Here is a 25,319-nt window from a genome sequence, read left to right as displayed (position 1 = left end):
AATTGCCTCAAACGCGAAATCAATTCCTTGGCTGCTTTTTAATCTGTGACTCAATCCATTTATTTATAGCTTCGATGTTATACATGCACTCACTGGTAGGCTTTGGCTCTCCCTCCGGTGATACATGCAGATATTCTCGCCCCTGCATCCAGGATGTTTTGCGGGCCCGACGAATCGTCCCTTCGCGCAGGCCAGTAATTGCGATCAGCACAGTTTCAGTGACCCATTTGTTTGGCGCCAGCTGTATAAATTTATCCTCAGCCACAGAATAACTCCATTCCCAGTGTTTATGTCTCCGATGCTAACTCACAAATCACAACAGTTATTGGAGGTGTGTTTCTTTTCCTGAATCTTATGTGTGGATTTGGTGCGGTGCGGAGAAACCATGTGATGAAGAGATTTTCTATATATACAGAAAAGTGCCTGATTTCTTGGGATAATGGGATAACTTCAAAATATATCATTATTATCAATTGCTTATTATTTTAGATTTATCCCAAGGTTATCCCATTTATCCCAAAAACTGTCGACTTATCCCAAGCTCTATGCCTTTGGCGTTTGATAATCACTCGGAAACTAACTAGTAAGCACTGCTGTGTGTGGACCTGGTGGGCTCAATGCCAAGATATTCGCTCTGCTAGTATTACCTGATTGCCACCAGCAACGTGTCGTAGCCTAGTAACCATCTATTATTGGTTACTGATCGTGGTTACTGGTTACTACTTTTCGGTGGATACCAGAGTGGATACCACCAGCATGGATACCAAACCATCATTGGGCCGTTACCGCTTTTTCCTGTTGGTATACATATCACCGCACTCCTTCGCAGCCTGTTCAATAAGCTGTGCTGCTAGTGGGTAGTTCTTCATGCTCTCAGCCTGAGAAGCCATTCGATCCAGTGAACGTAATCGGATTGCCTTGTTAGCGATCGGAATGCCCGATAATTCTTTCTGGAGCTGCTCGCGGGTGAAGTGGAAAAGCTCAACCCACTTCTGCGCCAGCTTCTTACCATTCGCCTTTGTTGGGTCGTGCGATTCGACCTGTTGCCGCGTGATTACTAAACCGAATTCTTCCTGGACGGCCTTTACTACCTGAGATGGTGTATCGAGGCAGGCCAACCCCTGAACTATATAGGCTTTAACCTCTGCTGTTAGTGCTGCCATTGATCACCACCTTGTCATACTCAGTCATAAATTTATGCCAATTTTACCACGCTACATTTTGATAAGTACGCGTTCAGATAATGCGTTTTCGCTGCGTACGTGTTTGCGTACTTCTGCTTTGCGTACCGCTCTAAAGTTTACACCCGGAATAGCCCTGCATATTGAATTTCATCACTGTCTTACAGTGTCTTACGCTGGTAAAATATCCACCTGTTTATTTATCAGGTAGCCATCATGAGCAAGTCAATGTCTGTTACTTTCCGCGTTCCTGCTGAACTGGTCGGGGCGTTCAACTGTGCTGTGAATGAGTCCGGCACCGATAAAACCGCCTGGCTGGTTGAGGCAGTACGCCAGAAACTTAACCAGCCAGACAGCAACCCTGATAATCGTCTGCTGGCGCTGGTGGAGCGAATGGAAGTGGCAGCGGCTGCTCTGGCTGGCGGTAAGCAAGGGATACCATCACAACCCTACAATGAAGCGGCGGTGCTCCAGATTGTTGCGGATACCATCAGGGAAGGTCTGGACAATGGGCGCATTATCGCCGAACGGCTTAATGATGCCGGGTATCAGACTAAAATGGGGAAAGCATGGGATAAGGACATCTACAGTGCGTGGAAAAGGAAGCTCAGATTAACGACCAAATAAAAAAGCCCTCTGAGAGGGCTTAGTGCATATGTGTTAGCTCTTTTACGAGTTCAGGTATGAATCCAGCTTTTGCTGGTTGATTCTCAAGTCCAAGCTTTCCGTAAACTTCTCCACCAATTCCAGGGATAACTTCACCTGAAGTTTCATTTTTTTCAGCATCTTGTGCGAAATAAACAAACTTAAATTTTTTACTTATTTTTGATGGAAACTCACTCTTCAAAGAATTCTCTGAGTTTTTGTGCATCACTGGTGACACTATGTAAATTGTTTGGACTTTAACCTGTTCAATAACTTCCAAAAGATTGGTTCTTACAACACAGCTACCTGAGATTATCGATTTAACAATCACGAGTTGACTAGATTTTTCATAGCCAGGCTCTAAAAATTTATGAACGATCGGCGCGACACTCACACCGTTATCCAAAGAATAATGATTGTTCCAAAAAACAGCAGTTTTGGCTATATGACAAGACTTCAAGCCATCCAAAACTCCGCGAGAAAGATAATCAGCATCTTCAGCCGTAGACACAACCAAACACTTCGCTGAGTGTGGAATTAAGGGAGAAAGGACATCACCCAACATTGAACCCAATAGCTTCATGGCTGCTTGGTATTCCTGTGGACTAACATCATTTTTCAATAAATTTTGAAGCTCAGCCTTAGCACTCTCACTTGCATATGGGCTAAAACTTCTGTTTTCCGGAGCGGTCATTATCCCTCCCTACCTCATTTTTATTACGCGATCAAAGCTTTAAATGAAGCTTTGCTTAGTAAAGTTCGTGAGCAATTGCATGAAGGCATCTACTTTCTTTGCGTCTAGTAAATTTCTTTCAAGCTCAGGAGTTAGGTCTTCAGGAGCATTAGGCACTGAAATTTCTAACCCATTATAGCGCACATAAACGATGCCGGATTGTACACGAGCGCCACATCCGTTAAAAGATGCGCATTTTTCCATCAACCAGTTAGGCACTTGCCGAACTGGAATCAATCCATGAAATATATTGGGCCGAGATATCCTTTTTGCCTCACCGACTATATCGCCTACTGTACGTTTTTCCGAAGAATTATGTGTTGCCCATGAACTGTGAATGATTTTAAAAGCAGTATCAAGTGTCTGGAGGTTACTTTCCGCACAAATTGCTTCTAAATCCTTTCGCAATGGCTGGTGAGCTAGTATGAGCTCAACTGAACTTTCAAGATAGGGAAAATATTCGCAATAGCAGAAAGTTCGCATACTTACTGGGATTTTTTTAATATTCCTCTGACATTTCGATCTTGAGCTCACTAACAGGACGCTTTTTGATACTTTCGCACCGTGATAATTCAAATCAATATCTTTCTGGTAAGCACAGCGCTCTTCAATATCTTTTGTCCATGATGATGGGGAGCCAGATGAATTCTTCGCTTGGTAGTTATTTTTTTCTTTCAGATCATGCACTTGATAGCAAATGTCGTCAACAAATGCCAACTCCTGCGTAGAAACTGAGTAGTTATCAAAACTAGAGTTTTTTAATGATGAAGCTACAGCCGAACAAATTTTTGCCACTGCAAAAAAAGACTCGTACTTGCTACCTTTCTGATTGCTAGCACCACCAGTTCCAATTCTTTCTAATTTTTTTCTTAAATCAGTGCCGAGGTTACTCTCGACAAAATCAGCGACAGTCAATTGTTCACCTACGATTAAACAAAATTACGAACATTATTTATAAAGTATAATAGTTTATTTATTAACAATTTGAATGCGATTTTTTCGTCTTTTTAACTTTGCTGATGGTTCGGGATGCAGGAAAGGGTACAAAGACCGAAAATGTTGAAATATTTAAATTCAGACGTTCATCACACTAAAATTAGAGCATTGATTTAGCGTTTAGCAATGGGCTTCTTCCACTGGTAGGCCGGGCTGGTCATCATGCTCCTGAAGCGGTTACGGTGCGTGATGCTGTCTTGTATTGAACGGTGAATCTCTCGCTGGTCTGCCGGGGTGAGCTGGTGGCCTTCATGCTCCAGCTTGGCGATGGTGAGTAATTCAATCTCGCGTGGTGTCATGGTTATTTTCCCAGCTGGCTGTGATGTATGCTCATTATATCGACTGGAAAACAGGATGTACCATTTTGCGGTTCGTGCTCTGAGACTTTGTTTCCGGTGCAAACCTTAGTGCTACCTTAGCGTTAGCAAACTAGCTTTTGGATAGTCAGTTAACCGCGCTCAATGACAGCTTCTGACAACCACCCCGCATAAGAACAGTTTTCATCAATCCTGCGCCGGCCTTTTTTATGGACTCCGAAAACTCGTCTCGCGCGCGCGTACGCGTACTTGTCCCGAAACCCCACGGCTCGCGTTGTGATGTCCGAAAAACCTTCCCGCCAGTGTAGTGATGACCGATTAATCTTCCTCGCGTAATGACTTCCGAAAAATCTTCACGCATTTTAATGCCCCGGTACTCGCGCGCGCGTATTGGGCGCGAAACTCCAGGGGCTCATAACTAACATGAGTTGAGGAGTCACATTCGGATATCAGATTTTGACAGGTTCTCTTCATCCCAGTCAGTTGTTTATCTTTTAACCTTTCGGCACGGTACCGGCTTAACGAAACATTTAGCTATCAGGGTGTGTTTTTTGATTCGGATGGATATCAGTAACGCTCGGCTATGATAGGGTGATGTGAAATATTAGGAGGTTAAATGCATAGAGTATTTGTTGTCGCAGCAGCAGGTCTGTACCTGCTTTCAGGACAAGCGTTTGCTTTGGATGCCAGTGATTTTTCCGACTTTGAAGGGTACACGGTAGCCAAAATCACCAGAGTGGATGGTGATTTTAAAGGGTGTGAGCACGATAAAAAAATCACGTTAATTAATGGCTGGACTCTCACTTGCAACACCTACCATTACTCATATTCATACTCGCCTGAAGTGGCCATCCTGAGCAGAGATATAGGTAAGGGGTATTCCATAAAGGCTGTAATCGGCAATTATGTTTATGACATGCAGCCAATAAGAAAATAAGCAGACTAACTTCAAGTGCCAGATGGTTAACCCACGGTACGAAGGAGATATTAAGGAGATGATAATGGGTATTTCCGCAACAATTTACGATGACCTTAAGCGCCTCATGAAATGGTTGCTTATAATCTCAATTATTCTGGCCGTGGTAAGCGGTTCAACTTTCGCCTATGAGAAAATATCAAAATATTTCAATGATAAAAATTTGATATCTAAGGCTGAGGGTGTTGTAAAAAACCAAACTCCAGCAGAATTTACTAGGAATGATCTGGGTGAAACGTCGATTCTCAAAGTTTGGAATATTAATGATTCTGACCACCATATTTTGGTGAGCGCTAAAAATGAAAAAGCTATCTTTAGCCAAACAGTACACGATACCTATGTGACACTTAACAAAGTTGCAGGAGATGTATGTGATTTTGGGGAAGCTGGCGTCAAAAATGGTAAGGTTACTGATTTTTTGTGTGATGGTAAGATTTTCACTAGAACCGACATGTCGAAAAAATAAAATAGCCATCCTTGGTCACTACGCTTGTTAATCGTTTTCTGCAGCAACGTAAAGAACGTAAAAAAGCCACCGCTCAAGTGGCCTATGAAGTAACGCTGGTACACAGCAAAATATTTTGCCGACTACGGTCTACTTATTTTTGTCTTTGAGCTTGAATGCTTCCCCACCTGGTTGTGCTATCCCCATGCGCTGCTGTGCCTCTGTCGCTGCTTTATGCAGGCCACCAAAGTTGTCCAGCAAAACAGCTGGCTTCCTGACTTTATTCATACAATCATCACGGTGGTCTTTTATCCAGTCACGATCTACATCTTCCGTGCATTGCGCCATCACTTCCAGCCAGCGTGAGGCAGCACGGCGATAAAGCCCTTTAGCCTCCAGTGCTTCGGCTTTACTGTCTTTCACCATTTAGTTTTCCTCCACGCTAATCAGAATGGCACCTCGTCGCTAAAGGGCGGTGCCTGGTTGTAATCGTCCTGACCATAAGCGGGCGGCTGTTCTGGTTGTGAGGTTTTACCCTGGCTGGCTTTACCTGCGGGCCGTGTTGTTCTGGCGCTAATCACACTGTCGACTATGACCTGCGGTTGTTCTTTCTGTACGCCGTCCTGACCTGACCACTGATTAAGCTGCATGTTTCCCGCCACGCTTATCAGGTCGCCTTTCTGGTGCTTTGCCAGTAATTCAGCCTGCTTACCAAATGCTACAACGCCCAGCCAGTAAGTGGCTTCACCGTTCGGCCCCGTATGGCAGGGTAGAGATACCGCCAGCCGTGCCATAGTCATTTGCTTGTCGTTCGCTGTGGTGCGGGTCTGGGGATCTGCCACCAGCCGCCCGTATGCTGAAATTTGTGCTGTCATGCGTGGTTCACCTGTTGTGTGTCTGCGGCGTGTCTTGCCTCATATTCTGCGATGATCTCTAACGTCATATCGAACAGTTCACAAGCCGCTTTCTCTGCGTCGACAATCGTCAGTTCGTACAGCGTCATCATGCTGTACTGAACAGCACGGGCAGATTTTTTCCCAAGAGAGTAACGCTGAAAGATGGCTTCCCCCTGGACTCAATATCCAGTCTGAAATCCTCCTGCGCCCATAGCCAGCCGTGTGAACGTTGGTACGGCTCATTTAGCCACGTCACATCTGCATACCTAGTTCGCTTCCAGACGACCAATATGGGGTATTTATGTTTATCACAGTATTCAAGCTGATCACCTGGAACGCATAACATCGGCCTGCCAGTAGTTGAGATAAATTTTCTTGGCACCACTGATTTCTTTTTCAACACTAGGTTTCCTCCTTTCTGATTACTTTCCTGGTCATTTCTGCCCCCCCTTGTAAATCTTTTAAGGCAATCATTGCCCTACATCCCTACCAGCCACTAAAAATCATCACAAACCCAGTAACGACGCGGCCTTTGGATGGTAGGGCTTCTGTTTTCACATCCCTACCAATTCCCTACTTATCCCTACCAATGCCCACTGGAACAAATAAATCTTGTAGGGATATGTAGGGTTAAGTAGACATAGAAATATATATCCCTACCAACCTCAAAGCCTTGTCACATCTGGCTTGTGGCGATTTTGGTAGGGCAGTAGGGATAAATCTACCGGTAAACAATTACTCATCATCATCGTTGGAAATTGCGCATCCGAAAGCACGCGGTAAGAACTCCTCCGCAAGCTCGGTGAGGCTGACATTGGTTTGCGCTCGTCCGTTAATCTGTCTCGTCAGGTATGCGGCACGGTACTCCTTGGCGGCTGACTTAATAGCGCGTGAGAATTTATTGACCGACAGCGGTTTGCCCAGGCCGTGATACTCAATGAACGCAAGGTATAGGTGATAAAGATATGCCCTTGGCTCTGGCTGGCCTGACCATGTTCCACCGCCCATCATCAGACCATTCGGTTTATCCATGAAAAAAAGCGCTGCGCACATATCAATGACCGGATCAGTGCCGCGTTTCACGTCCAGTGCTTCCAGTGAGTCACGCTGCTCGATGAGTAATAATTTTGCTTTGTTCTGGTCGGCAAATGCGTCCAGCAGGTGACGAATAATTACCGGAATTTCACGGCGGATCTTCGCTGTTAAATCTGGGTCTTTCCCTGCATCAGATACCGGGTTGTTGAACGGGAATATCACACGACGGCGGGCAATACCTCCGTTACGCTCGGTAAATGTCATTGGTTCGTTGTTGGTTGCCAGCACAACAGCGTTAAGCACGGTCGTAAATTGTTTCTCATACTTACCGTCTATCTCTACCGGGTCGCCGCCTGTAATAGCCTTGATGCCTGCGCCTTCACCAACATAGCGGGTCTGATCTGGCATCAGTATCAGGCTTTTGCCAACGAACTGCGCACGTCCACGGGCAAGATCCAGTGTGGACATACTTCCACTGGCTGTGTTGTGCTCTCCTGCAAGAGCAGTGGCAATGGCACTGAAGACTGATTTCCCGCTACCGCCTTCACCTGTTACTTCAATGAATAACTGCCAGTCGTGACGTTTTGCCAGCACCATAAATAATGCTGCTTTAATGCGTTCGGCCTTCTGGTCGCCGCCCTCGGTGGCATGTGTCAGCCAGCGGGTAAAGTTCGGTGCGTGAGTGCTGAGGTTCTCGCCGGGTGCGGGGGAGGTATAGGTTATCCCGTTGTGGTTCATCAGCCAGTTTTCCGGGCTATGTTTGGTGAATGTCTGCGTAGACAGATCATAAACACCATTTTCAAAACCTATCAGGTCACAACGCTGCTCACCAAGAATCGGAAGCTGTAGCTTCATGGTTGCCACTACGGACTTAATCCCCTTCTCGGTGTAATGCGCTTCGTGCTCTTCAAAAATAGTTACCATGACGCGTTCAAGCTCGCTGTCATTCAGTTTTGACCATACGCCAGAATCGTAGCAGTACACCGATGCGCTATCTGGATTTACCGCCAGCTTCCCCCAGCGACTGGAGAGCAGTTTTGCTTTCTGACTTGCAGCCATCTGAGCAATATCGGCGGAGCTGGTGACACGGGGCGCTTTACCACCCTCAATGGCCTGTAGCACTGGTTTCACATCCTTCCCCTGCGGTTGGTACATGGATTCATTAAACGCCTGTGTAGCGGCTTCCAGCCCGTTTTGCTGGTGGTAGTCGTTCCAGTCGGCTTTATGGTCTGTCGGTGGTACTGATACCCAGCCAGCCACGGATAAAGCAGCTTTCTGTGCGGCTTCTTTCCCGATGTTGGTGCCTCTGGTTTCGGAGCCACCTCCCTGCTGGTCGTTATCGGCGATGAGGACAATTTTGTCCTCTGGGTATTTCTTTCTCATCAGCTCCGCTACCGGTAACAAGTTGCCCGCGTCGATTGCTGCTACTGCCAGCGCGTCAGGGAACATCAGGTGAACGGATAAGACTGTCGCCAGCCCTTCACCAATCACAATGGTCTGCGGCGTTTCTGGTGCGTTTACGGCATGGTATGCCCCACGCTTTGCCGAACCCGCTAACAGGCGTTTAACCCCATCAGCGGTAATCGTCTGCGCGGCGGTGACTGTGCCGGACTCATCTACCAGCCCCAGCAGCAATGAACCATCAGGCAGGATCGGATAACGGAACCCGTTCAGCCCTTTTGATTTCAGGTATTCGCTTTCACCTGGTGCGGCCTGTGCCACCAGTGTCTGGTATTTATCGGCAAAGGTTTTGCGGCGTTGCTCCGTCTCCGTTGCTGTCTGCTGCTGTCGCACCTGTTCGCGTTGCTGGCGTTCAGTGTCCAGTTGGTTTCTTCTCTGGCTGGCTGCTTCTTTGTCGGGTTCGGCTGCCCGGTAATCAATACCCAGCACATCAGCCACCATCTTCGCGGCCTCTGTGGTGTCGCAGTTATTCACCTTCTTGATCAGGTCTAGTCCGTCACCTGCGCCGCATACGTTGCAGATGTGAGCGCCACGCCCGTTATCATCAAAGCGAAAGCGGTCATCACCCCCGCATGCCGGGCATGGGGCATGGTGGCGAGGTGAGTCAGGAACATCGATATTCAGGCCAGCCAGGACAGAATCCCACTGATTAGCGGCGGCGCTGGTCACTTCGCGGATGAGGTCGATATTACGCATGGAATGCCCCTTCGTTATCCGCAAGACTCGCGCCCATATCACTGACCATGCTTTGCCAGATATCCCAGCCTTTTTCCGTAACTTCGGCACCGTTCACGCATTTACTCAGCAAGGTAATGCATGAGTTTTCCCACAGAGGACCAATTCCTTTTAGTGGTTCAAGTAAGTAACTATCTACCAATGGGCGTATGCCCTGAATGCCGTTAACAATTTCAACGCGTACCGGTTCACCGCCAGCATCCAGCATGAAATGCTCGCCATTGCTGGTGGTGGTAATGCGGTTATACAGCGCGGCGGCGTACTGGTTAGCCAGCGCATTAAGACGAAAGTTTTTAGTGATCATGTTGTTCCCTTAGTGCGCTGTTGGTGCGGCTGGAATCCCTTCGGCATTCAGCATCTTGATAAAATCGTCATGGAGCATCGTGAGGCTTTCACGCCCCCACTGAGACAAACGCAGTGCGTCAGTGTCTGGATTAAGCTCAACCATGCCCTGATAAAGCTGAATAGCCCGCTCCATGCCTGTTACCGCCCCGTACTTCTCAAGAGCAATACCCTCGATATGGATCGCTAATGAACAGCGCTCTGTGATGGGATAAATCGACATACCGCCATGCTCCCCGGCATAGATAACCGCCCTGTCAGTGCCGCCGTCCTCATTGGTTACATCCACTGTGCCGTTTTTGTCCTGCTGCTCATGGATGAAGAGGCAGGCAATCAGCCAGCGCCAGATAATTGCCATCTGCTCATCAGAAGGGGAAAACCAGTTGTTAGTGTCAGCCAGTTGGATCTCTGCCAGCACCCACAAGCCGTTAGCCAGTGAGGAATCAAACTGCCCGGCCTCGAGCTGGCGAATCACTCCGCTGTAGCCAATGATGCGATTATCCAGTCTGAGGCCATCTGGTGTGGCTTCAATGTGGGTAACAACGTGATTTGTCGTAGTCTTTGGGAACGTTAAAAGGTTGCTCATGACTTACCCTCCATCATCGCCAGCTCATACTTCTGAGTGCTTTCAAGCTGCGAATAAAGACTGGTGGTCAGCGCACGAATGCCGGCTAATGCCGCTTCAACACATGTGATATCCATTTGCTCTGCGGCATATTCCAGGGCGATTAACGACGCCTCTATCTGCCCGACACGGCACATGGCTGTTTTGAAAAATATCTGGTCTGTGACTAAGGTCTGCTGGCTCATGGCTTACGCTCCATGTCTTCCGCGATAACATCAGGCAGGCCATCAAGGATGGTCAGAATTGAATCGACCATATCAGGGGTGCGGCCATCGTCCGTTGTCAGCACCAAAAGCCAGAGTTTAAGCACCGTTTGCGCCTGTATGATTCGGCACATCACATCAGACATAGTGATCTCGCTGCTCATAGTGAACCCTCCCATTTTCGTAACGCGAGCAACGCATCAAACGCACCAGCGGCAACAAAGCGGTTCGCTGAAATGGCAGCCTTGACGTCTTCGTCATCCATTTTGTCTATTGAGCTTTCCAGAGCGATCAATGATGCCTGGATGCCATGTAAGAGACTGAGAGTGAATTCGTATTGAGCATGTTGGGTAATGAGTGGCTTAGCCATGGCAGCCTTCCTGACGGTTTGCTGGTTCATAGGGAACCCTCCCCGCTAACACGAAAGTGCTCGATTGAGTCATGTACGCCATCCAGAAGCGTCACTAATGCCCCGATCATGTCGGCGCTTTCTGCGCCAAATAAGCCAGATTCAAGCCAGATAGCCAGCACACGTTCCGCCTGCTTTACCCGGCACTCAGCATCAATAAGGTGCATAGGTTTCATGCTGCTACCTCCGGCAATTCGCTGCCTTCCAGCAGACAATGCAGATCACGAATGGAGATTTCGAACAGGCCGATAAGCGTTGCCAGATATTCCTCACGGTTATCCGAATCGCTTTCGAGAACATCACGCATCAACTCAGCCAATGAAATGAGCTGCCCGGTGCGTTCTGTTGGGTTGATGGGCAAATCGTAGGATTTAAGCATTTGGCATCCCCTGTACGAGGATGCGACCAGCGAAGAAGCAAACATGTTCACGCGCAAGAGCGCGACGGGCTTCTTGTTCTGAGACAGCAGGGATATGGTGGATAACGGCTTTGATTGTCGGACAATCGCGGCGAACTGCGGCGATAATCCAGATAAATTCTGGTGTGACCTGGGCGAGGGTAGTAGCCATGAGGCAGCCTCCGTATGCAATGGAATGAATCCACCACCGGAAACGCCAATTTCACTGGTGGTGAACTGAGCAGGGTTGGCGTAACCGGAGCATACGGAGTCCGGCGCATCTTTCGATGCCCCTGCCCAGCCCACCATAATTTTGTGAGCGGCGCGGATTATAACCGCAACGCTGAAAAAAGGGTGAGCAAAGCTTACGACACAAAAAAAGACGCTAGGCGCGTCATGTGTCGCCGTATGCATATTCAGGACGCCAATCCCGGCACCAGATTTTGCTGGTGCGTCGTTACCGTATCCCATAGCAACGGATGGCTGCAAGCCCTTTTTTATGGTGCTGCGAAACTCGTCGCCCTTTTTTATGGACTCCGAAAACTCCCCTCGGGCGCGCGTACTTGTCGCGAAACTCTGCCCCTCGCGTAGTGACGTCAGAAAAACCTTCAAACACAGGCGCAGATTAGAACTGAAGTTTTCTGAAGGAGCTAATACACGGTAAGTCCTCGCGCTCGCGCGCGTACTGTTGCATAAACTCCCGCTCTCGCGTAGTGATGTCGGAAAAACCTTCCCGTCTAGCGATATGACCCCGAACAAATCTTCATCAGCTCGCGTGATGACTTCCGAGAAACCTTCCGCTGCTCGCGTAGTGACGTAATTAAAACCTTGGCCACCGCTCACCGCGCACTTATGGACATTAGGTTTTATAAGGTTTTCGATGTCAGGTTTTGACAGGTTCAGACTAAGTTTTGCTAAGCACTGAAAGAAAACTTTCGCTGAGTCCTGGACCATAACATTTGATAACAGGCCAGCCAGGGAGAAGCCCTTATTCTGGACGGCAGCATTAAGCATGATTGGCTCCCAGACGTTTGGCTAACCAACGTTGAGACAAGCGAATAAGTTCAGCTTTGCGCTGGTCGTAGGCCATGCCCATTTCAATCAGGGTGATGTTGGTGCTTTCCAGATATGTCAGGTGCTCAAGCTGCTCGGCAGTCATGCTGTCTCGAGGCTCACCGGCAATACCGCTAACCTGCGCCCACTGCTTAGCCGTCAGCCCGCCCAGCACAATGCGGGCGATCATGTTGCTTTCGTTGCTGTAGTGGCGTGGCAATGTCTGCTTGCCCTGCTCAGCTCGAGCTGTATCAAGTGCGGCACACATTGGCTTAAACAGATTTGCGGCACCAATGCGGGCTTTGAGCTGGCGGCGGTACTGCGCGGCAATCTCCGGTACGCTGCGGCTTAATGCTTCCTCGCACTGGATGAAGTAACGGCGAACGGCGCGGCCCTGCTCGTTGCGCTCAACCATTGCCAACTCTTTAGCCATATCTAGGGTGGTTAAATATTCATGCGTTACTTGCTGGCGAGATTTTGAGCTACTCAAATTTGGGGCGCGCAAAGTTTCAACAATGATGTAATCCATCCCCTCCTTAAATCCATATTCGCTGATGCGCCGTTTTATCCAGTCCGTCATTCTGGTTTCTATTGCCAGTGCTTTATGCAGCGAAATCGCACTTACAATACTGGTATCACGCCCGCCAATCTGACCGGAAATAACAGGAACAATGGCAGCAAAGTCATTATTGCTAATACCGTCCAGGTTGGTGGTGGGCTGAGGGGAGGCCTCAGAAGTTAATCTGCGTTTTTCGAGTTTCATATTCAGGCTCCGTTATGCGGCGTTAAACGCTTCCGGGTAAAGGGATAGGATGTCGTTAATTTCCTGCTGTGAAAGCCCGGTATAGCCACCAGCAGTGGCGTTATGGTTCACAAGCTGGATAACACGCATAACGTCAGCACGGCAGGTAATGCGATAGCGAAAGTGGCTACCAATGCCGTCACCGTTAGGCTCGTCGATACGCTCCAAGCAAATATCTAAGCGTCTTTCTAATTCGGTCGCATAGTTACGGGCGCTGGACAGTCGGCAGTAGCGGAGTATCTCGTTTTCAGTGAAGCCATTAATCCCGGTACGCATCATATAAACGCGAGCTCGGTGCTTTTTTGGCGATGGTTTAATTTTGGCTGGTGGGCTAATATCAAAGGCGTCATCCTTCTGATTAGCCGCCTGCTGTACTGGGCGGTTTTATTTTGCATTACGCCACCTTTCCACGGCGTTCTGCCAGCCAGTGATTAATCTCAACAGCATCAAATGCGGTCACGTTATCGGTGAGCTTTACCGGGCGCGGCAATGTGCCGTTTTTCACCCAGCGATCAATGGTAGGCATTGAAACACCCAGTAATTCCGGTAAACGAAATCGGCGAATGTAACCGGTGGTGGGAATTGCTGATTGTGCTACTTGATGTGCTGTCATGTGTCCCGTAACTCCTTGTGATAGTCGTTACGGGTATTTCAAAGCAATTGTTTTGATGATAATAGGAATGATATTTTACTTTCCGGAAAGTAAGTCATCTTTCCTGCTTTTCTCTTTCATTTTTGCCACGCGTCTTTCTTGTGCTGGCCTCCAGAAATCCCTTAGCAAACCAGAGAGGTGCTTGTCTGAGGGTTCTTTTATCCCCGGAGATATGTAACTCCAGTGATCTAGAGTGACTTTTACATGTCTTGCCTTTGTATATTTTCCATTTTGAAAAATTTCTCCACGATAATTAATGAACGAATAAATCAGCGCCAGAATATGCCCCTCTCTTGACACTGCATGATGCCGCCCCCTCATATCGACATTGTTATTCGAATTTTCAGGGTTATATTTTTCAATGCGTGTATTTACTGATTTATTGTCGATATGGAAGCAGCCCAACACCTTAGCCCTGTAAAGCGCTTCAAGATCTGACCTAATTAAATAAAGACTCTCACAAGAAATACTGCTCAACTGTATCTTCTGGCTCTTCACCTTGAGTTTGAACATGTCACAATCAAAAATACCCTCGAGCTTTACGTAAGGCTTTATGGGTGCTCTGGGGTGGACATACCCTCTAGCATTACCTTGAATCCGAAGCAATCCACTAGCAATAGACTCTTGAACGGATATGTCTCCTTCCTCAGTCAGGATAAATGGATATGATACATCTTCATAATTACTGTCTTGAGGTTTAAACACTGAAAATAATGGAAACATGCCGTCAACATCTTCAATAATATATTTCGTTTTAAGATTAACGAATTCTATAGGAGGGAATACATAACTCACCTCTTCAGGATAACGAAGAAACAGCTCAATTAATGGGTTTTCTACATCTTTAAAATTAAAAACCGAGTCGACTACAATATTGTCCAAATAATGAACGTTAGCATATAAATTTATATAACCCTCATCTCTCCAATGCCAAATATCATCTATTTCACATTTTAAAATTCTCGTTGCGCGTTCAATTGTACAATAGTCTAATGGAGGTATTCCTACATGCTTCCACAAGTTTAGTTCATCAGAGTTTCCCGGTTTTGCATCATTCATCACGTCACCTTTTACGCGTAGCCTTAAAAAAGGATTGAGTCAGGCGATAAGGATTTCCGCTTTTCGCCCCGTCGGGATAGGCTCAATCTGTTCTGTTACTTCTTCGCCCTAAGAGGCGTCACGTTGTATTCCTCGCCACGTTCAAGTGCCACCAGCAGCGCTGCCCACTGAGCCAACGCAATTTTGCGTTCATCAAAATACTGGTGCCGGTTGTAGATACCCTCGATTCCAGCAATCCTGTGGTTAAGGCATCTTTCCGCAATGACCGGATCGATACCGATAGCAGCCATCTGGGTACGCATAGTGCGTCGCAGGTCGTGAATGCTGAACGGTTCAACATCTGGCATCTCTTTCATGACAGATGGCAGCACCATATTAAGCGTGGCCCGGCTTACGTGAGCAGTCGTCCTGGCCTTACGAGCAGGTATAAGCCAGCGACTATCCCCGGCGAACAGGCGAATCTCTGTGATCCACTCAATAACCGGCTCTGGCAGCGGGATATCAATATCGTCACCATTCTTTGCCCTGGATCCCGGCAAGCACCATACGCCAGCGTCTAAATCGAACTCGGCCCATTCAGCGGCGCACAGCTCCATCTTGCGCACACCTAACGCCAGAAGGATTTTGAATGTCAGTTCGTTTTCACGACTTATGCCACGACCACGGCGCAACGCTTTAAAGAACTGGATAAGCTCATCGCGGCTTAATGCCCTTTTACGCCCTTCCTCTTTGCCACCGGCATCTTTCGAGCCAAATGATATTGCAGGGTTAACTTCAATCACTCCACGCACTACAGCAAAATCAAAGATGCGTTTCATCATGCGCAAGACATCATTGGCAACGGTAGGCGAGCCACGTTCCAGCACGTCCTGCAGAACGCTATCAATATGTCGAGGCTTAACATCCTCAACCTTCATATTCCCAATGATCGGGATGATGTTCTTTTGCAGGCTGCTACGGAAAAGCTCGGGGTGTTTGTAAGTGGTTTCTATCTGGCGGGAATAATACTCAGCGGCAATGTCTGAAAAACGGGAGGCGTTTTTCTCACTTTCAATCTTAGCCAGCGCATCAGCCTTTCTTTCCTGCTTTTCACCTGCCACGTCATAACCCAGGGCAACACGTGCAGATAATTCCTTGGCTACATCTCTGGCCTTAGCCAATGACAATTCACCATAAGAGGCAATGACCATAGCTCTGGCCTTCCCTGCAAACTTATACCGAAAACGCCAGAACGGTACCGTGTAGTTTTTTGGGAAGCTCAGATAGAGGCCATTCCCATCAGACCTACCGTCAAACCTTTCACCGCTCTTTATCCAACTTCGTATTTGCATGTCAGTGAGTTTTGGCATTGCGAGTACCTGCTTCAAGATCTGGATGTACATAAAATCATGGTGCCTGGTACATAAAACATGGCGCTATGTACACAAACAGAGAATAAAAATGACTACGTACACCCTTGTGTACACGCCAATAATGCGCTCTCTTGTGCTTTGATGATAGCCCCTGATAACAAAAAAGCCCGACGCAATGCGGGCTTAGTGTTTTGTCGATAGCGGGTAATTTCCCGCGATATCTTATTTGCTTTTCTTGATGTGTTTAATCAAACGCTGGCGCTTACGCAGCTGGTTCGGTGTCAGAGTGTTACGTTTGTTAGCAAACGGGTTCTCCCCTTCTTTGAACTGAATACGGATTGGCGTACCCATTACATCCAGCGATTTGCGGAAGTAGTTCATCAGATAACGTTTGTAGGAGTCTGGCAGGTCTTTTACCTGGTTACCGTGAATCACAACAATTGGTGGGTTATAACCACCGGCGTGAGCATATTTCAGCTTAACGCGACGGCCACGTACCAACGGCGGCTGGTGATCTTCAGCAGCCATAGACATAATACGCGTCAGCAGCGCAGTACTTACACGGCGCGTTGAGCTGTCATAGGCTTCACGAACGGACTCAAACAAGTTGCCCACACCGCTGCCATGCAGCGCAGAGATGAAGTGCACGCGAGCAAAGTCGATAAAGCCCAGACGATAATCCAGCGTTTCTTTAACTTGCTCTCTGACTTCGTTGCTCAAGCCATCCCACTTGTTGACCACAATTACCAGTGAGCGCCCACTATTTAGGATAAAGCCGAGCAGAGAGAGATCCTGATCGGAAATACCTTCACGCGCATCAATCACCAGCAATACAACGTTGGCATCTTCAATGGCTTGCAGCGTTTTGATTACCGAGAATTTCTCAACGGTTTCCGTGATTTTGCCACGCTTACGTACACCCGCGGTGTCGATAAGAATGAATTCACGTTCATCACGTTCCATTGGGATGTAGATGCTGTCACGGGTGGTGCCCGGCATGTCGTAAACCACAACGCGGTCTTCGCCAAGAATACGGTTAGTAAGCGTTGACTTACCTACGTTCGGACGGCCAACAATCGCCAATTTGATTGGGAGATCCTGAGGGTTGAAAGGTTCTTCTTCCTCTTCTTCAATCTCTTCGTCATCTTCAGACACAATGCCATGTTTAGCATTGAATGCTGCCCAATAGGCTGCATCTTCATCAATTTCTTCTTCCGGCTCACGCGGATTTTTTTCGTCGATGAAAGGAATCAGAACGTGTTCGAGAAGCGTTGTCACGCCGCGGCCATGAGAAGCAGCAATCGGGTGAATTTCACCTAAACCCAGGGAGTAGAAATCAATAACCGCCTGATCCGGGTCCATGCCATCAGTTTTGTTTGCCACCAGGAAGGTTGGCTTCTGACGAGAACGCAGGTGTTTAGCAATGGCTTCATCTGCAGGCATCAGACCAGCACGTGCATCCACCATAAACAGCACCACATCAGCTTCTTCAATCGCTAACAGCGACTGCGCAGCCATATGCGTTTCAACGCCGTCTTCCGTGCCATCAATACCACCGGTATCAATAGCAATAAATTCGCGACCTTCCACTTCAGCACGACCATACTTGCGGTCGCGAGTCAGCCCCGGGAAATCCGCGACCAGCGCATCTCGGGTACGCGTCAAGCGGTTAAACAACGTGGATTTTCCGACATTAGGGCGCCCGACAAGCGCAACCACAGGTACCATGATTAAAACCTCATAACTCAAAATTCATCTTAAAACGACGTCAAATCACATCGTTTCTAAAAACAGGAAACGGCTCCTGGACTACCGGAACCGTTTCGCACTTAAAAATACTTCAGGCAAATTTAACGCTTGATAGCGTACAACGTACCGTCTTTCGCCTGAATCAGCAGCTTGTCGCTGGCAACAACTGGCTCAGTCTGGAAACCAGAACTGTCCACTTTTTGTTGAGCAACAAAGCGGCCGTCATCGGCATTGATCCAGTGCATATACCCTTCGCTGTCACCTACAACCAGATAACCGTTGTACAAAACAGGAGAGGTCAGATTACGGTGCAGCAGGTCGCTTTGCGTCCACAGAGTTACACCGCCATCAGCATTCAGAGCAACAACGCGGTCATTCTGATCGACAAGGAAAATACGGTTCGCATCAACGATGAAATCGTTTACTGAACCCAACTCACGTTTCCACATCACCTGGCCTGAACGCAGATCCAACGCAGTCAGGTTGCCGTTATATGCCAGAGCATAGACCACACCATTAACAATGACAGGCGTGGTATCAACATCGCTCAGACGGTCAATTTCGGTAGCACCGGTTGCCTGAGAGATACGCTGTTGCCAAATAAGTTGGCCTTGTTTCATTAACACAGCGCTAACGCGACCGTTATCACCACCAACAACTGCGGCACCAAACGCTATTGCAGGTGCAGATTCACCGCGCAGAGAAAGTGCTGGCATATCCAGGTTTACGGTCCATTTCACTGCACCGTCAGTTTCATCAAATGCCTGAAGCTGGCCATTGCTGGTGTGAACCAGAACTAAACCGTCGCTGACCACAGGACGAGAAAGGACTTCGCCTGCAGCTTTGCTTTGCCACGCAATACTACCATCAGAGGTGTTAAGCGCATAAACCTGCGCTTTCTCACTACCAACGTATACGTGCGCACCATCAACCGTTACACCACCAGAAAGCAGTGCTGGCAGGTTGCTTGAGTAGAAGTTTGTCTTTTCAGACAGATCAACAGACCAGACTTCTTTACCATCATCCGCGTTAACGGCTTTAACGGTACCACGGCGGTCTGCGGCGTAAATGTTGCCGTCCTGCCATGCTGGGTGCAGATTGGAATAGAAATCACCAATACCGCTACCAACGGAAGTACTCCATGATTTTTCAGGTTCAAACTGGTTTTCAACTGTCGGCAGTGGAGACATCTTTACCACGTCTTCTTCACCGCTAAACAGTGAACAACCGCTGAGCAGCGTCAGAGAAATCAGCCCTGGTACAAGTAGTTTACGCAATTGCATCGGGTCCCTCTTAGCTCGACAAATTATTAATTTTCATCTGCATCATTTCGCGCAGGGCTGGAGAAGCATCAGTTTGTGAGCCTTTGCTCCACGCATCGCGTGCACCTTGCTTATCCCCTTTGCTGAGCAGCGCTTCACCGCGCAAATCAGCAACAATCGCTACCCAACCTTCGCCTTTAATACTGTCGAGGGTTTTCAGCGCCGCATCAGATTGCTTTTGTTGTATTTGAATACGCGCCAGACGTGCATTGATCAGCGCCTGCAAATTTGCATCGCTGGTGCTGCTTAGGCCTTGCTGCAATTGAGCTGCTGCTTTCGCCAGATCATTGTTATCAGCATATTTCTGAGCCAATTCCAATGACGCTAAAGCACCATATGTATTCTTCGTGCTTGCAGCGAATTTCTCTGCTGCACTCAGTGTTGCAGGTTGATCGGCACGCACAGCATCTGTCACAGTTTGATACTCGAGGGAAGAAGCCATCGAGCTTTCAACCTGGTGGCTGTTCCAATAACGCCAACCAACCAGTGCGCCAATACCTAATACGACACCAACCACTAGCGCTTTGCCGTTTTCAGCAAAGAAGCGTTTTACTGCATCAACCTGTTCGTTATCGTTTTCGTAAATTTCCACGCAGTCCTTCTCCTTAACGATTTATCACTGGGGAAATTAACCCAGTAGCGCCTGCAAATGAGCGACCGCGTTTACTTGCTCAACGGTAGTTTGCTCACCTGTGCGCAGATCCTTCACGACGACTTGACCATTTGCGACTTCAGTTTCACCCAGCACCAGGGCTGCACGCGCGCCCCATTTATCTGCACGGACGAACTGCTTCTTGAAGTTGCCACCGCCGTAGTTAGTCATCAGCTTAATAGCCGGGACCTGATCACGTAATTGCTCAGCTAACAGCATCGCTGCAGCTTGCGTTCCCTGACCTGACGATATCAGGTAAATATCGACAACAGATTCTGCTTTAAATTCCGGGTTGATAGCTTGAACCAGTAAAACAAGTCGTTCCAGACCCATAGCGAAGCCAACAGCAGGTGCCGCACGGCCCCCCAGTTGCTCGACCAAACCGTCGTAACGGCCACCCGCGCAAACGGTGCCCTGAGAACCCAGGCTGCTTGTTACCCATTCGAAAACGGTACGGTTATAGTAATCCAGACCACGCACCAGGCGCTGATTCACGGTATACGCGATACCCGCAGCGTCAAGGTATTGGCAAAGGCCAGCGAAATGTTCACGAGAATCTTCATCCAGATAATCACCCAGCGTAGGTGCATCATCCAGCAGAGCCTGAACTTCAGGATTTTTAGAGTCCAGTACACGCAACGGGTTGCTGTACATGCGACGCTGGCAATCTTCGTCAAGCTTCTCTTTATGCTGCTCCAGGAACGCAACCAGCGCGTCACGGTAGTTAGCACGTGCTTCAAGCGAACCAATTGAGTTCAGTTCCAGGCTAACATGCTGGTCGATACCCAACGCACGCCACCAGCGCGCGGTCAGCATGATCAGCTCAGCATCAATATCAGGCCCTTGCAGACCAAAGACTTCGACACCCAACTGATTGAACTGGCGGTAACGCCCTTTTTGCGGACGCTCATGGCGGAACATCGGCCCGATGTACCACAAGCGCTGTTCCTGATTGTACAGAAGACCATGTTCGATACCGGCACGCACGCAGCCCGCGGTGCCTTCAGGACGCAGAGTCAGGCTATCGCCGTTGCGGTCCTCAAAGGTATACATCTCTTTTTCAACCACGTCGGTCACTTCACCGATTGCGCGTTTGAATAACGGGGTCTGCTCTACAATCGGCAAACGGATTTCACTGTAACCGTAGCTGCCGAGCACCTGTTTCAGAATGCCTTCAATGCGCTGCCAAATGGCGGTTTCGCCAGGCAGGTAATCGTTCATGCCGCGGATGGCTTGAATGTTTTTTGCCACGTTTATTCTCTACCGAATTTATACAAAAAATGAACCCGAAATCAGACTGTTTGCTTTAGCAAAACGTCTGGCGGGTTCAATCATACACGGGAAGCCGAATGCTTCCCATGTTTCGCACTATTTTTCCAACTGCTGGATACTAATCCGCTGCGATTCATCAAGCATGGAAGCCTTGGCACGAATACGCGCTTCAAGCTGCGCAATCATGTTTTCGTTATCCATTCGCTCGCGCTGACGCACACCGTCTTCGTAGAAACCACTCATCTTGTGGCCACCGGTCACACCTAAAGTGGAAACCAGCGCTTCGCCCGGCCCGTTCACCACACAACCAATAATCGAAACATCCATTGGCGTGATGATATCTTCCAGGCGCTCTTCGAGAGCGTTCACGGTACCGATCACATCGAACTCCTGGCGCGAACAGGTTGGGCAGGCGATAAAGTTAATACCGCGTGCACGGATACGCAAAGATTTCAGAATGTCGAAACCGACCTTGATCTCTTCAACCGGATCGGCAGCCAGTGATACGCGCAGCGTGTCACCGATCCCTTCGGAAAGCAGTAAGCCGAGGCCAATCGCTGATTTCACTGAGCCGCTACGCATGCCGCCAGCTTCGGTGATCCCGAGATGCAGCGGTTGATCAATTTGCTTAGCCAGTAAACGATAAGATTCAACCGCCAGGAAAACGTCGGAGGCTTTTACGCTCACTTTGAACTGATCAAAGTTGAGACGATCCAGATGATCCACGTGACGCATCGCCGATTCTAACAACGCCTGGGGCGTTGGCTCGCCATACTTTTCTTGCAGATCTTTTTCCAGCGATCCGGCGTTAACACCGATACGGATCGGAATGTTTTTGTCCCGGGCACAATCTACAACGGCGCGAATACGCTCTTCGTTGCCAATGTTGCCGGGGTTGATACGTAAGCAATCGACGCCATACTCAGCAACTTTGAGGGCGATACGATAGTCAAAATGGATATCAGCGACCAACGGGACGTTGACCTGCTGTTTGATAAGCTTGAACGCTTCTGCTGCGTCCATCGTTGGCACGGATATACGAACGATATCGGCCCCAACTCTTTCTAAGGCTCGAATCTGATTAACAGTGGCTTCAACATCCGTGGTTCGGGTGTTGGTCATAGACTGAACGGCGATCGGTGCCCCGTCGCCGATTGGCACATTCCCGACGTAGATCCGTTTGGATTTTCTACGTTGAATTGGGGCTTGATTATGCATTACAAATCTCCACAATTACGCGTCATGCTGGCTGCAATTATTCAGCACTTACTGTCAGACGTGCAACCTGGCTAGTTCTGATAAAGCGACTCAAATCGACAGGTTTACCCTGGAACTGAATCTGAACCGCAGCTGGAGCACCAATTTTCAACTTATACGGTGCCTGACCGGCTAAATTCAAATTGCCATCTTTACGCTGCATACCGCTGAACAATTTCTTGCCGGTTGCGTCAGTCACTTCAAGCCAGCAATCGGCGTTAAAGTTCATCACTAACGCATTCGGGTCAGTTGCAGAAGCCGTAGTCACAGCTGCCTGATCGGTAGGGAGTGCGGCATTTTGCGCCGGAGCCGCTGGCGTTGCAGTGGCTTGCGCATTGTCTACAGGTGCCTGGCTTGGTGCCACTACTGCGGAAGAATCCGCTGTAGTGGTTTGCTGAGCCGTTGCTGCTGGAGTCTGATTTGATGCTGAATCAGTCACTGGAGCAGGCTGCGATGCCGCTGGGGTCTGCACAGGTTGCTGTGCAGAAGTATCAGCAGTAGATGAGTCGCTGGTAGTTAAAGGTACTGACTGAGAGTTACTGTTGCTGGCAGAAAGTTCAGCTGAAGATTGATCGGCCATAGTCGAAATCTCTTCCTGCTGCGCTTTGTGGTTTTGCCACCACCATGCACCCGTCAGGCCGATAACGACGAACAAAACGAGCCAGGTTACGCTCATCAGCCAACCGTCACGTTTCTTACGGCGTTTCCCCAGTGAAAAACTTTGCATCGGAGCCACTTTAGCAGCTCTGATAGGTGCCTGTTTTTCCATCATTGGCAACAGTTCTTCTTCCGGAATACGCACAAGACGTGCATAAGAACGGATATAACCACGCAGGAAGGTAGAGGCTAACTCGGCAGGTGCCTTGTCATCTTCAATATCCCGAACGGTAGAAACTTTCAGGCACAGGCGTTCGGCCACGGCTTGTTGGCTAAGACCGAGTTCTTCACGGGCAACACGTAAACGTTCACCCGTGGTTTTTTCTGCATTTGATTCGTGAGTGGCTTCAGTATTCATTAGCTACAATTGCTGGGACTGTTCGATTGAGGAATTAGGCCGGAGTCTTGTAGCACAGCGTTTCCGCTTCACCACGCTCTCCCGCTTCGCGAAACAAATCTGTGTTCTGGAGGATAAACTCCAGACAACATAACATTCAGCTCAAACTACTTGTTCACATAAACATGCTGCATTTTGTGAACGACTTAATCACTGATGAGTTAACCATAGACACCATTTTTAATGTTGTCAGTCAATTGCGACCAGCGATGGTTTAAATAGATGCGCCTAAACTATTGTTGTACCGTTACATACTGCCTTAAAGCGCTATGAAACGCACCGTAATTATTAATCTTAAAGTCACTCGCTAAACTTGCATAACTGCAAGATATAACTATGTGTTTTTTGAACCCCGTGGCATCGCTGGCACAGGGTTCTTATCTGACAAAAGCAATAGTTTATCAGACTGCTTTAACATCAATAGGTTCACCTTGCATACGCTTACGTAACGTACGTTTGGTGCGGTCAATCACTTCGCCAGCTAGCTGACCACAAGCCGCGTCAATATCATCGCCACGCGTTTTACGCACGATGGTAGTGAAGCCGTAACTCATTAATACTTTTGAGAAACGGTCGATACGGCTGTTGGAGCTACGGCCATATGGCGCCCCAGGGAACGGGTTCCATGGGATCAGGTTAATTTTACATGGCGTATCTTTCAGGCATTCTGCCAATTGATGCGCATGATCAGTACCATCGTTGACGTGATCCAGCAGAACGTATTCCACGGTTACACGGCCCTGGTTGGCGTTGGATTTCTCCAGATAACGACGCACAGAGGACAGGAAAGTCTCGATGTTGTACTTTTTGTTGATCGGCATGATCTGGTCGCGAATTTCGTCGGTGGGAGCATGCAGAGAAATGGCTAATGCCACATCAATCATGTCACCCAACTTATCGAGCGCCGGAACCACACCTGAAGTAGAAAGAGTAACGCGACGTTTGGAAAGCCCGAAACCAAAGTCATCAAGCATGATTTCCATTGCTGGAACCACATTGTTGAGGTTCAGCAGCGGTTCACCCATACCCATCATGACGACGTTGGTAATAGGACGTACGCCGGTTTTCTTTTGCGCGCCGATAATTTTCGCCGCACGCCATACCTGCCCGATGATTTCGGAAACACGCAGGTTACGGTTGAAGCCTTGCTGAGCTGTTGAGCAGAATTTACATTCCAGAGCACATCCAACTTGAGAAGAAACGCACAGTGTGGCGCGGTCTTCTTCAGGGATATACACCGTTTCAACGAGCTGGTCAGCGATGCGGATTGCCCATTTAATAGTGCCATCGGCAGAACGCTGTTCTTCGGCAACTTCAGGAGCGCGGATTTCAGCGACTTCTTTAAGTCTGTTACGCAGAACTTTGTTGATGTCAGTCATTTCATCGAAGTCATCACTGCAATAGTGATACATCCATTTCATGACCTGATCGGCGCGGAATGGTTTTTCGCCCATTTCGGCAAAAAACTCACGCAGTTGCTGGCGGTTAAGATCCAACAGGTTGATTTTTTCGGACTTGTTGGAAACGACTGAAACTGGTGTCTCAGGAGTGATAATTTGCTCTGACATAATTTCTTCCGGCCTCGTTGTTACACGTTACGGCCCCAGGTGGGTTAAAAAGATACGCCCCGAAGAGCAAGCTCATCCGGGGCGTAGCATTGTACAAATTCTATGGCACAGAAGCCATGGCTGAAAGCGAC

The 25,319-nt window shown here is 48.4% G+C and carries 31 protein-coding genes and 2 pseudogenes; 3 read left to right on the top strand and 30 right to left on the bottom strand.

Annotated features, from left to right (window positions below; genetic code table 11):
- Window positions 1-19: 19 nt before the first annotated feature.
- Together AC0IXI_RS06370 and AC0IXI_RS06365 are read right to left on the bottom strand one after the other, a co-directional pair.
- Window positions 20-265: an excisionase family protein gene (locus AC0IXI_RS06370; protein ID WP_471682119.1), complete on the bottom strand. Its 246-nt coding sequence runs from the start codon at window positions 263-265 to the stop codon at window positions 20-22.
- 523 nt (window positions 266-788) lie between these two features.
- Window positions 789-1,163, bottom strand: a pseudogene (locus tag AC0IXI_RS06365) (DUF2280 domain-containing protein); the annotation flags it as partial.
- Between the two features lie 234 nt (window positions 1,164-1,397).
- Here AC0IXI_RS06365 and AC0IXI_RS06360 point away from each other — a divergent pair.
- Window positions 1,398-1,808, top strand: coding sequence for a hypothetical protein (locus AC0IXI_RS06360; protein ID WP_471682118.1), 411 nt, complete (start codon window positions 1,398-1,400; stop codon window positions 1,806-1,808).
- A 19-nt stretch (window positions 1,809-1,827) separates the two neighbouring features.
- Here the strand turns inward: AC0IXI_RS06360 and AC0IXI_RS06355 are convergent, their stop codons facing one another.
- The 3 genes from AC0IXI_RS06355 to AC0IXI_RS06345 form a co-directional block, all read right to left on the bottom strand.
- Window positions 1,828-2,520, bottom strand: a complete 693-nt coding sequence (locus tag AC0IXI_RS06355; RefSeq protein WP_471682117.1) for a hypothetical protein — start codon at window positions 2,518-2,520, stop codon at window positions 1,828-1,830.
- A gap of 39 nt (window positions 2,521-2,559) precedes the next feature.
- On the bottom strand, window positions 2,560-3,474 hold the full coding sequence (locus AC0IXI_RS06350; protein ID WP_471682116.1) for a hypothetical protein: 915 nt from the start codon (window positions 3,472-3,474) through the stop codon (window positions 2,560-2,562).
- A gap of 194 nt (window positions 3,475-3,668) precedes the next feature.
- The gene (locus AC0IXI_RS06345) at window positions 3,669-3,854 is read right to left on the bottom strand and encodes a hypothetical protein (RefSeq protein ID WP_471682115.1); all 186 of its coding nucleotides are present in this window, start codon (window positions 3,852-3,854) and stop codon (window positions 3,669-3,671) included.
- Window positions 3,855-4,488: 634 nt separating this feature from the next.
- Between AC0IXI_RS06345 and AC0IXI_RS06340 the strand changes: the two genes are divergently transcribed.
- Window positions 4,489-4,809 carry a hypothetical protein gene (locus AC0IXI_RS06340; protein WP_471682114.1) on the top strand — a complete coding sequence of 107 codons (321 nt, stop codon included), beginning with the start codon at window positions 4,489-4,491 and terminating at the stop codon, window positions 4,807-4,809.
- A gap of 64 nt (window positions 4,810-4,873) precedes the next feature.
- Window positions 4,874-5,314, top strand: coding sequence for a hypothetical protein (locus tag AC0IXI_RS06335; protein WP_471682113.1), 441 nt, complete (start codon window positions 4,874-4,876; stop codon window positions 5,312-5,314).
- Between the two features lie 129 nt (window positions 5,315-5,443).
- On the opposite strand, the gene AC0IXI_RS06330 is transcribed toward AC0IXI_RS06335, so the two are convergent.
- The 25 genes and pseudogenes from AC0IXI_RS06330 to rlmN all read right to left on the bottom strand — a co-directional run bounded on the left by AC0IXI_RS06330 (window position 5,444) and on the right by rlmN (window position 25,188).
- On the bottom strand, window positions 5,444-5,719 hold the full coding sequence (locus AC0IXI_RS06330; RefSeq protein WP_471682112.1) for a PerC family transcriptional regulator: 276 nt from the start codon (window positions 5,717-5,719) through the stop codon (window positions 5,444-5,446).
- Window positions 5,720-5,739: 20 nt separating this feature from the next.
- Window positions 5,740-6,168, bottom strand: a complete 429-nt coding sequence (locus AC0IXI_RS06325) for a single-stranded DNA-binding protein (protein ID WP_471682111.1) — start codon at window positions 6,166-6,168, stop codon at window positions 5,740-5,742.
- Window positions 6,165-6,296 (bottom strand): hypothetical protein, encoded by a 132-nt coding sequence (locus AC0IXI_RS06320; protein ID WP_471682110.1) that lies wholly within the window; start codon window positions 6,294-6,296, stop codon window positions 6,165-6,167. Before AC0IXI_RS06320 ends, AC0IXI_RS06325 begins: the two co-directional genes overlap by 4 nt.
- A 628-nt stretch (window positions 6,297-6,924) precedes the next feature.
- Window positions 6,925-9,381, bottom strand: a complete 2,457-nt coding sequence (locus tag AC0IXI_RS06315) for a primase-helicase zinc-binding domain-containing protein (RefSeq protein WP_471682109.1) — start codon at window positions 9,379-9,381, stop codon at window positions 6,925-6,927.
- Window positions 9,374-9,724, bottom strand: coding sequence for a hypothetical protein (locus tag AC0IXI_RS06310; protein ID WP_064553370.1), 351 nt, complete (start codon window positions 9,722-9,724; stop codon window positions 9,374-9,376). Before AC0IXI_RS06310 ends, AC0IXI_RS06315 begins: the two co-directional genes overlap by 8 nt.
- A 9-nt stretch (window positions 9,725-9,733) precedes the next feature.
- Window positions 9,734-10,348 (bottom strand): hypothetical protein, encoded by a 615-nt coding sequence (locus AC0IXI_RS06305; protein WP_471682108.1) that lies wholly within the window; start codon window positions 10,346-10,348, stop codon window positions 9,734-9,736.
- Window positions 10,345-10,572: a hypothetical protein gene (locus AC0IXI_RS06300; protein WP_471682107.1), complete on the bottom strand. Its 228-nt coding sequence runs from the start codon at window positions 10,570-10,572 to the stop codon at window positions 10,345-10,347. Before AC0IXI_RS06300 ends, AC0IXI_RS06305 begins: the two co-directional genes overlap by 4 nt.
- Window positions 10,569-10,754, bottom strand: a complete 186-nt coding sequence (locus AC0IXI_RS06295; RefSeq protein ID WP_471682106.1) for a hypothetical protein — start codon at window positions 10,752-10,754, stop codon at window positions 10,569-10,571. Before AC0IXI_RS06295 ends, AC0IXI_RS06300 begins: the two co-directional genes overlap by 4 nt.
- The gene (locus tag AC0IXI_RS06290; protein ID WP_471682105.1) at window positions 10,751-10,960 is read right to left on the bottom strand and encodes a hypothetical protein; all 210 of its coding nucleotides are present in this window, start codon (window positions 10,958-10,960) and stop codon (window positions 10,751-10,753) included. The genes AC0IXI_RS06295 and AC0IXI_RS06290 overlap by 4 nt, the downstream gene beginning before the upstream one ends.
- Window positions 10,961-10,986: 26 nt before the next feature.
- A complete protein-coding gene (locus AC0IXI_RS06285) occupies window positions 10,987-11,175 on the bottom strand; it encodes a hypothetical protein (RefSeq protein ID WP_471682104.1) in 189 nt (62 codons plus the stop codon).
- Complete coding sequence (locus AC0IXI_RS06280) at window positions 11,172-11,378, bottom strand: hypothetical protein (protein ID WP_471683266.1); 207 nt, start codon at window positions 11,376-11,378, stop codon at window positions 11,172-11,174. The genes AC0IXI_RS06285 and AC0IXI_RS06280 overlap by 4 nt, the downstream gene beginning before the upstream one ends.
- A complete protein-coding gene (locus AC0IXI_RS06275; protein WP_471683207.1) occupies window positions 11,371-11,568 on the bottom strand; it encodes a host cell division inhibitor Icd-like protein in 198 nt (65 codons plus the stop codon). The genes AC0IXI_RS06280 and AC0IXI_RS06275 overlap by 8 nt, the downstream gene beginning before the upstream one ends.
- Before the next feature lie 41 nt (window positions 11,569-11,609).
- A pseudogene (locus tag AC0IXI_RS06270) lies at window positions 11,610-11,810 on the bottom strand (ash family protein); the annotation flags it as partial.
- 592 nt (window positions 11,811-12,402) lie between these two features.
- Window positions 12,403-13,212, bottom strand: a complete 810-nt coding sequence (locus AC0IXI_RS06265; RefSeq protein ID WP_471682103.1) for an antA/AntB antirepressor family protein — start codon at window positions 13,210-13,212, stop codon at window positions 12,403-12,405.
- Between the two features lie 12 nt (window positions 13,213-13,224).
- Window positions 13,225-13,587, bottom strand: a complete 363-nt coding sequence (locus AC0IXI_RS06260; protein ID WP_471683206.1) for a hypothetical protein — start codon at window positions 13,585-13,587, stop codon at window positions 13,225-13,227.
- 58 nt (window positions 13,588-13,645) lie between these two features.
- A complete protein-coding gene (locus AC0IXI_RS06255) occupies window positions 13,646-13,864 on the bottom strand; it encodes a helix-turn-helix transcriptional regulator (protein ID WP_471682102.1) in 219 nt (72 codons plus the stop codon).
- A 75-nt stretch (window positions 13,865-13,939) separates the two neighbouring features.
- Window positions 13,940-14,962 carry a hypothetical protein gene (locus AC0IXI_RS06250; protein ID WP_471682101.1) on the bottom strand — a complete coding sequence of 341 codons (1,023 nt, stop codon included), beginning with the start codon at window positions 14,960-14,962 and terminating at the stop codon, window positions 13,940-13,942.
- 95 nt (window positions 14,963-15,057) lie between these two features.
- Entirely contained in the window at window positions 15,058-16,311 is a 1,254-nt protein-coding gene (locus AC0IXI_RS06245; RefSeq protein WP_471682100.1) for a tyrosine-type recombinase/integrase, read from the bottom strand.
- A gap of 225 nt (window positions 16,312-16,536) precedes the next feature.
- Window positions 16,537-18,042 (bottom strand): ribosome biogenesis GTPase Der, encoded by a 1,506-nt coding sequence (gene der / locus AC0IXI_RS06240; RefSeq protein ID WP_064513036.1) that lies wholly within the window; start codon window positions 18,040-18,042, stop codon window positions 16,537-16,539.
- 122 nt (window positions 18,043-18,164) lie between these two features.
- Window positions 18,165-19,346 (bottom strand): outer membrane protein assembly factor BamB, encoded by a 1,182-nt coding sequence (bamB, locus tag AC0IXI_RS06235; protein WP_064513038.1) that lies wholly within the window; start codon window positions 19,344-19,346, stop codon window positions 18,165-18,167.
- Between the two features lie 10 nt (window positions 19,347-19,356).
- Complete coding sequence (locus tag AC0IXI_RS06230; protein ID WP_034459176.1) at window positions 19,357-19,977, bottom strand: YfgM family protein; 621 nt, start codon at window positions 19,975-19,977, stop codon at window positions 19,357-19,359.
- A 36-nt stretch (window positions 19,978-20,013) separates the two neighbouring features.
- Window positions 20,014-21,288: a histidine--tRNA ligase gene (gene hisS, locus AC0IXI_RS06225; protein ID WP_134184945.1), complete on the bottom strand. Its 1,275-nt coding sequence runs from the start codon at window positions 21,286-21,288 to the stop codon at window positions 20,014-20,016.
- Window positions 21,289-21,405: 117 nt separating this feature from the next.
- Complete coding sequence (ispG, locus tag AC0IXI_RS06220; protein ID WP_064513042.1) at window positions 21,406-22,527, bottom strand: flavodoxin-dependent (E)-4-hydroxy-3-methylbut-2-enyl-diphosphate synthase; 1,122 nt, start codon at window positions 22,525-22,527, stop codon at window positions 21,406-21,408.
- A 37-nt stretch (window positions 22,528-22,564) separates the two neighbouring features.
- A complete protein-coding gene (gene rodZ / locus AC0IXI_RS06215) occupies window positions 22,565-23,581 on the bottom strand; it encodes a cytoskeleton protein RodZ (protein WP_413498746.1) in 1,017 nt (338 codons plus the stop codon).
- Window positions 23,582-24,021: 440 nt separating this feature from the next.
- The gene (gene rlmN, locus AC0IXI_RS06210; protein ID WP_064513046.1) at window positions 24,022-25,188 is read right to left on the bottom strand and encodes a dual-specificity RNA methyltransferase RlmN; all 1,167 of its coding nucleotides are present in this window, start codon (window positions 25,186-25,188) and stop codon (window positions 24,022-24,024) included.
- Window positions 25,189-25,319 lie beyond the last annotated feature (131 nt).

This window comes from Buttiauxella sp. AC038 (assembly GCF_979253565.1).
This window is presented reverse-complemented; position numbering and strand designations above follow the sequence as displayed.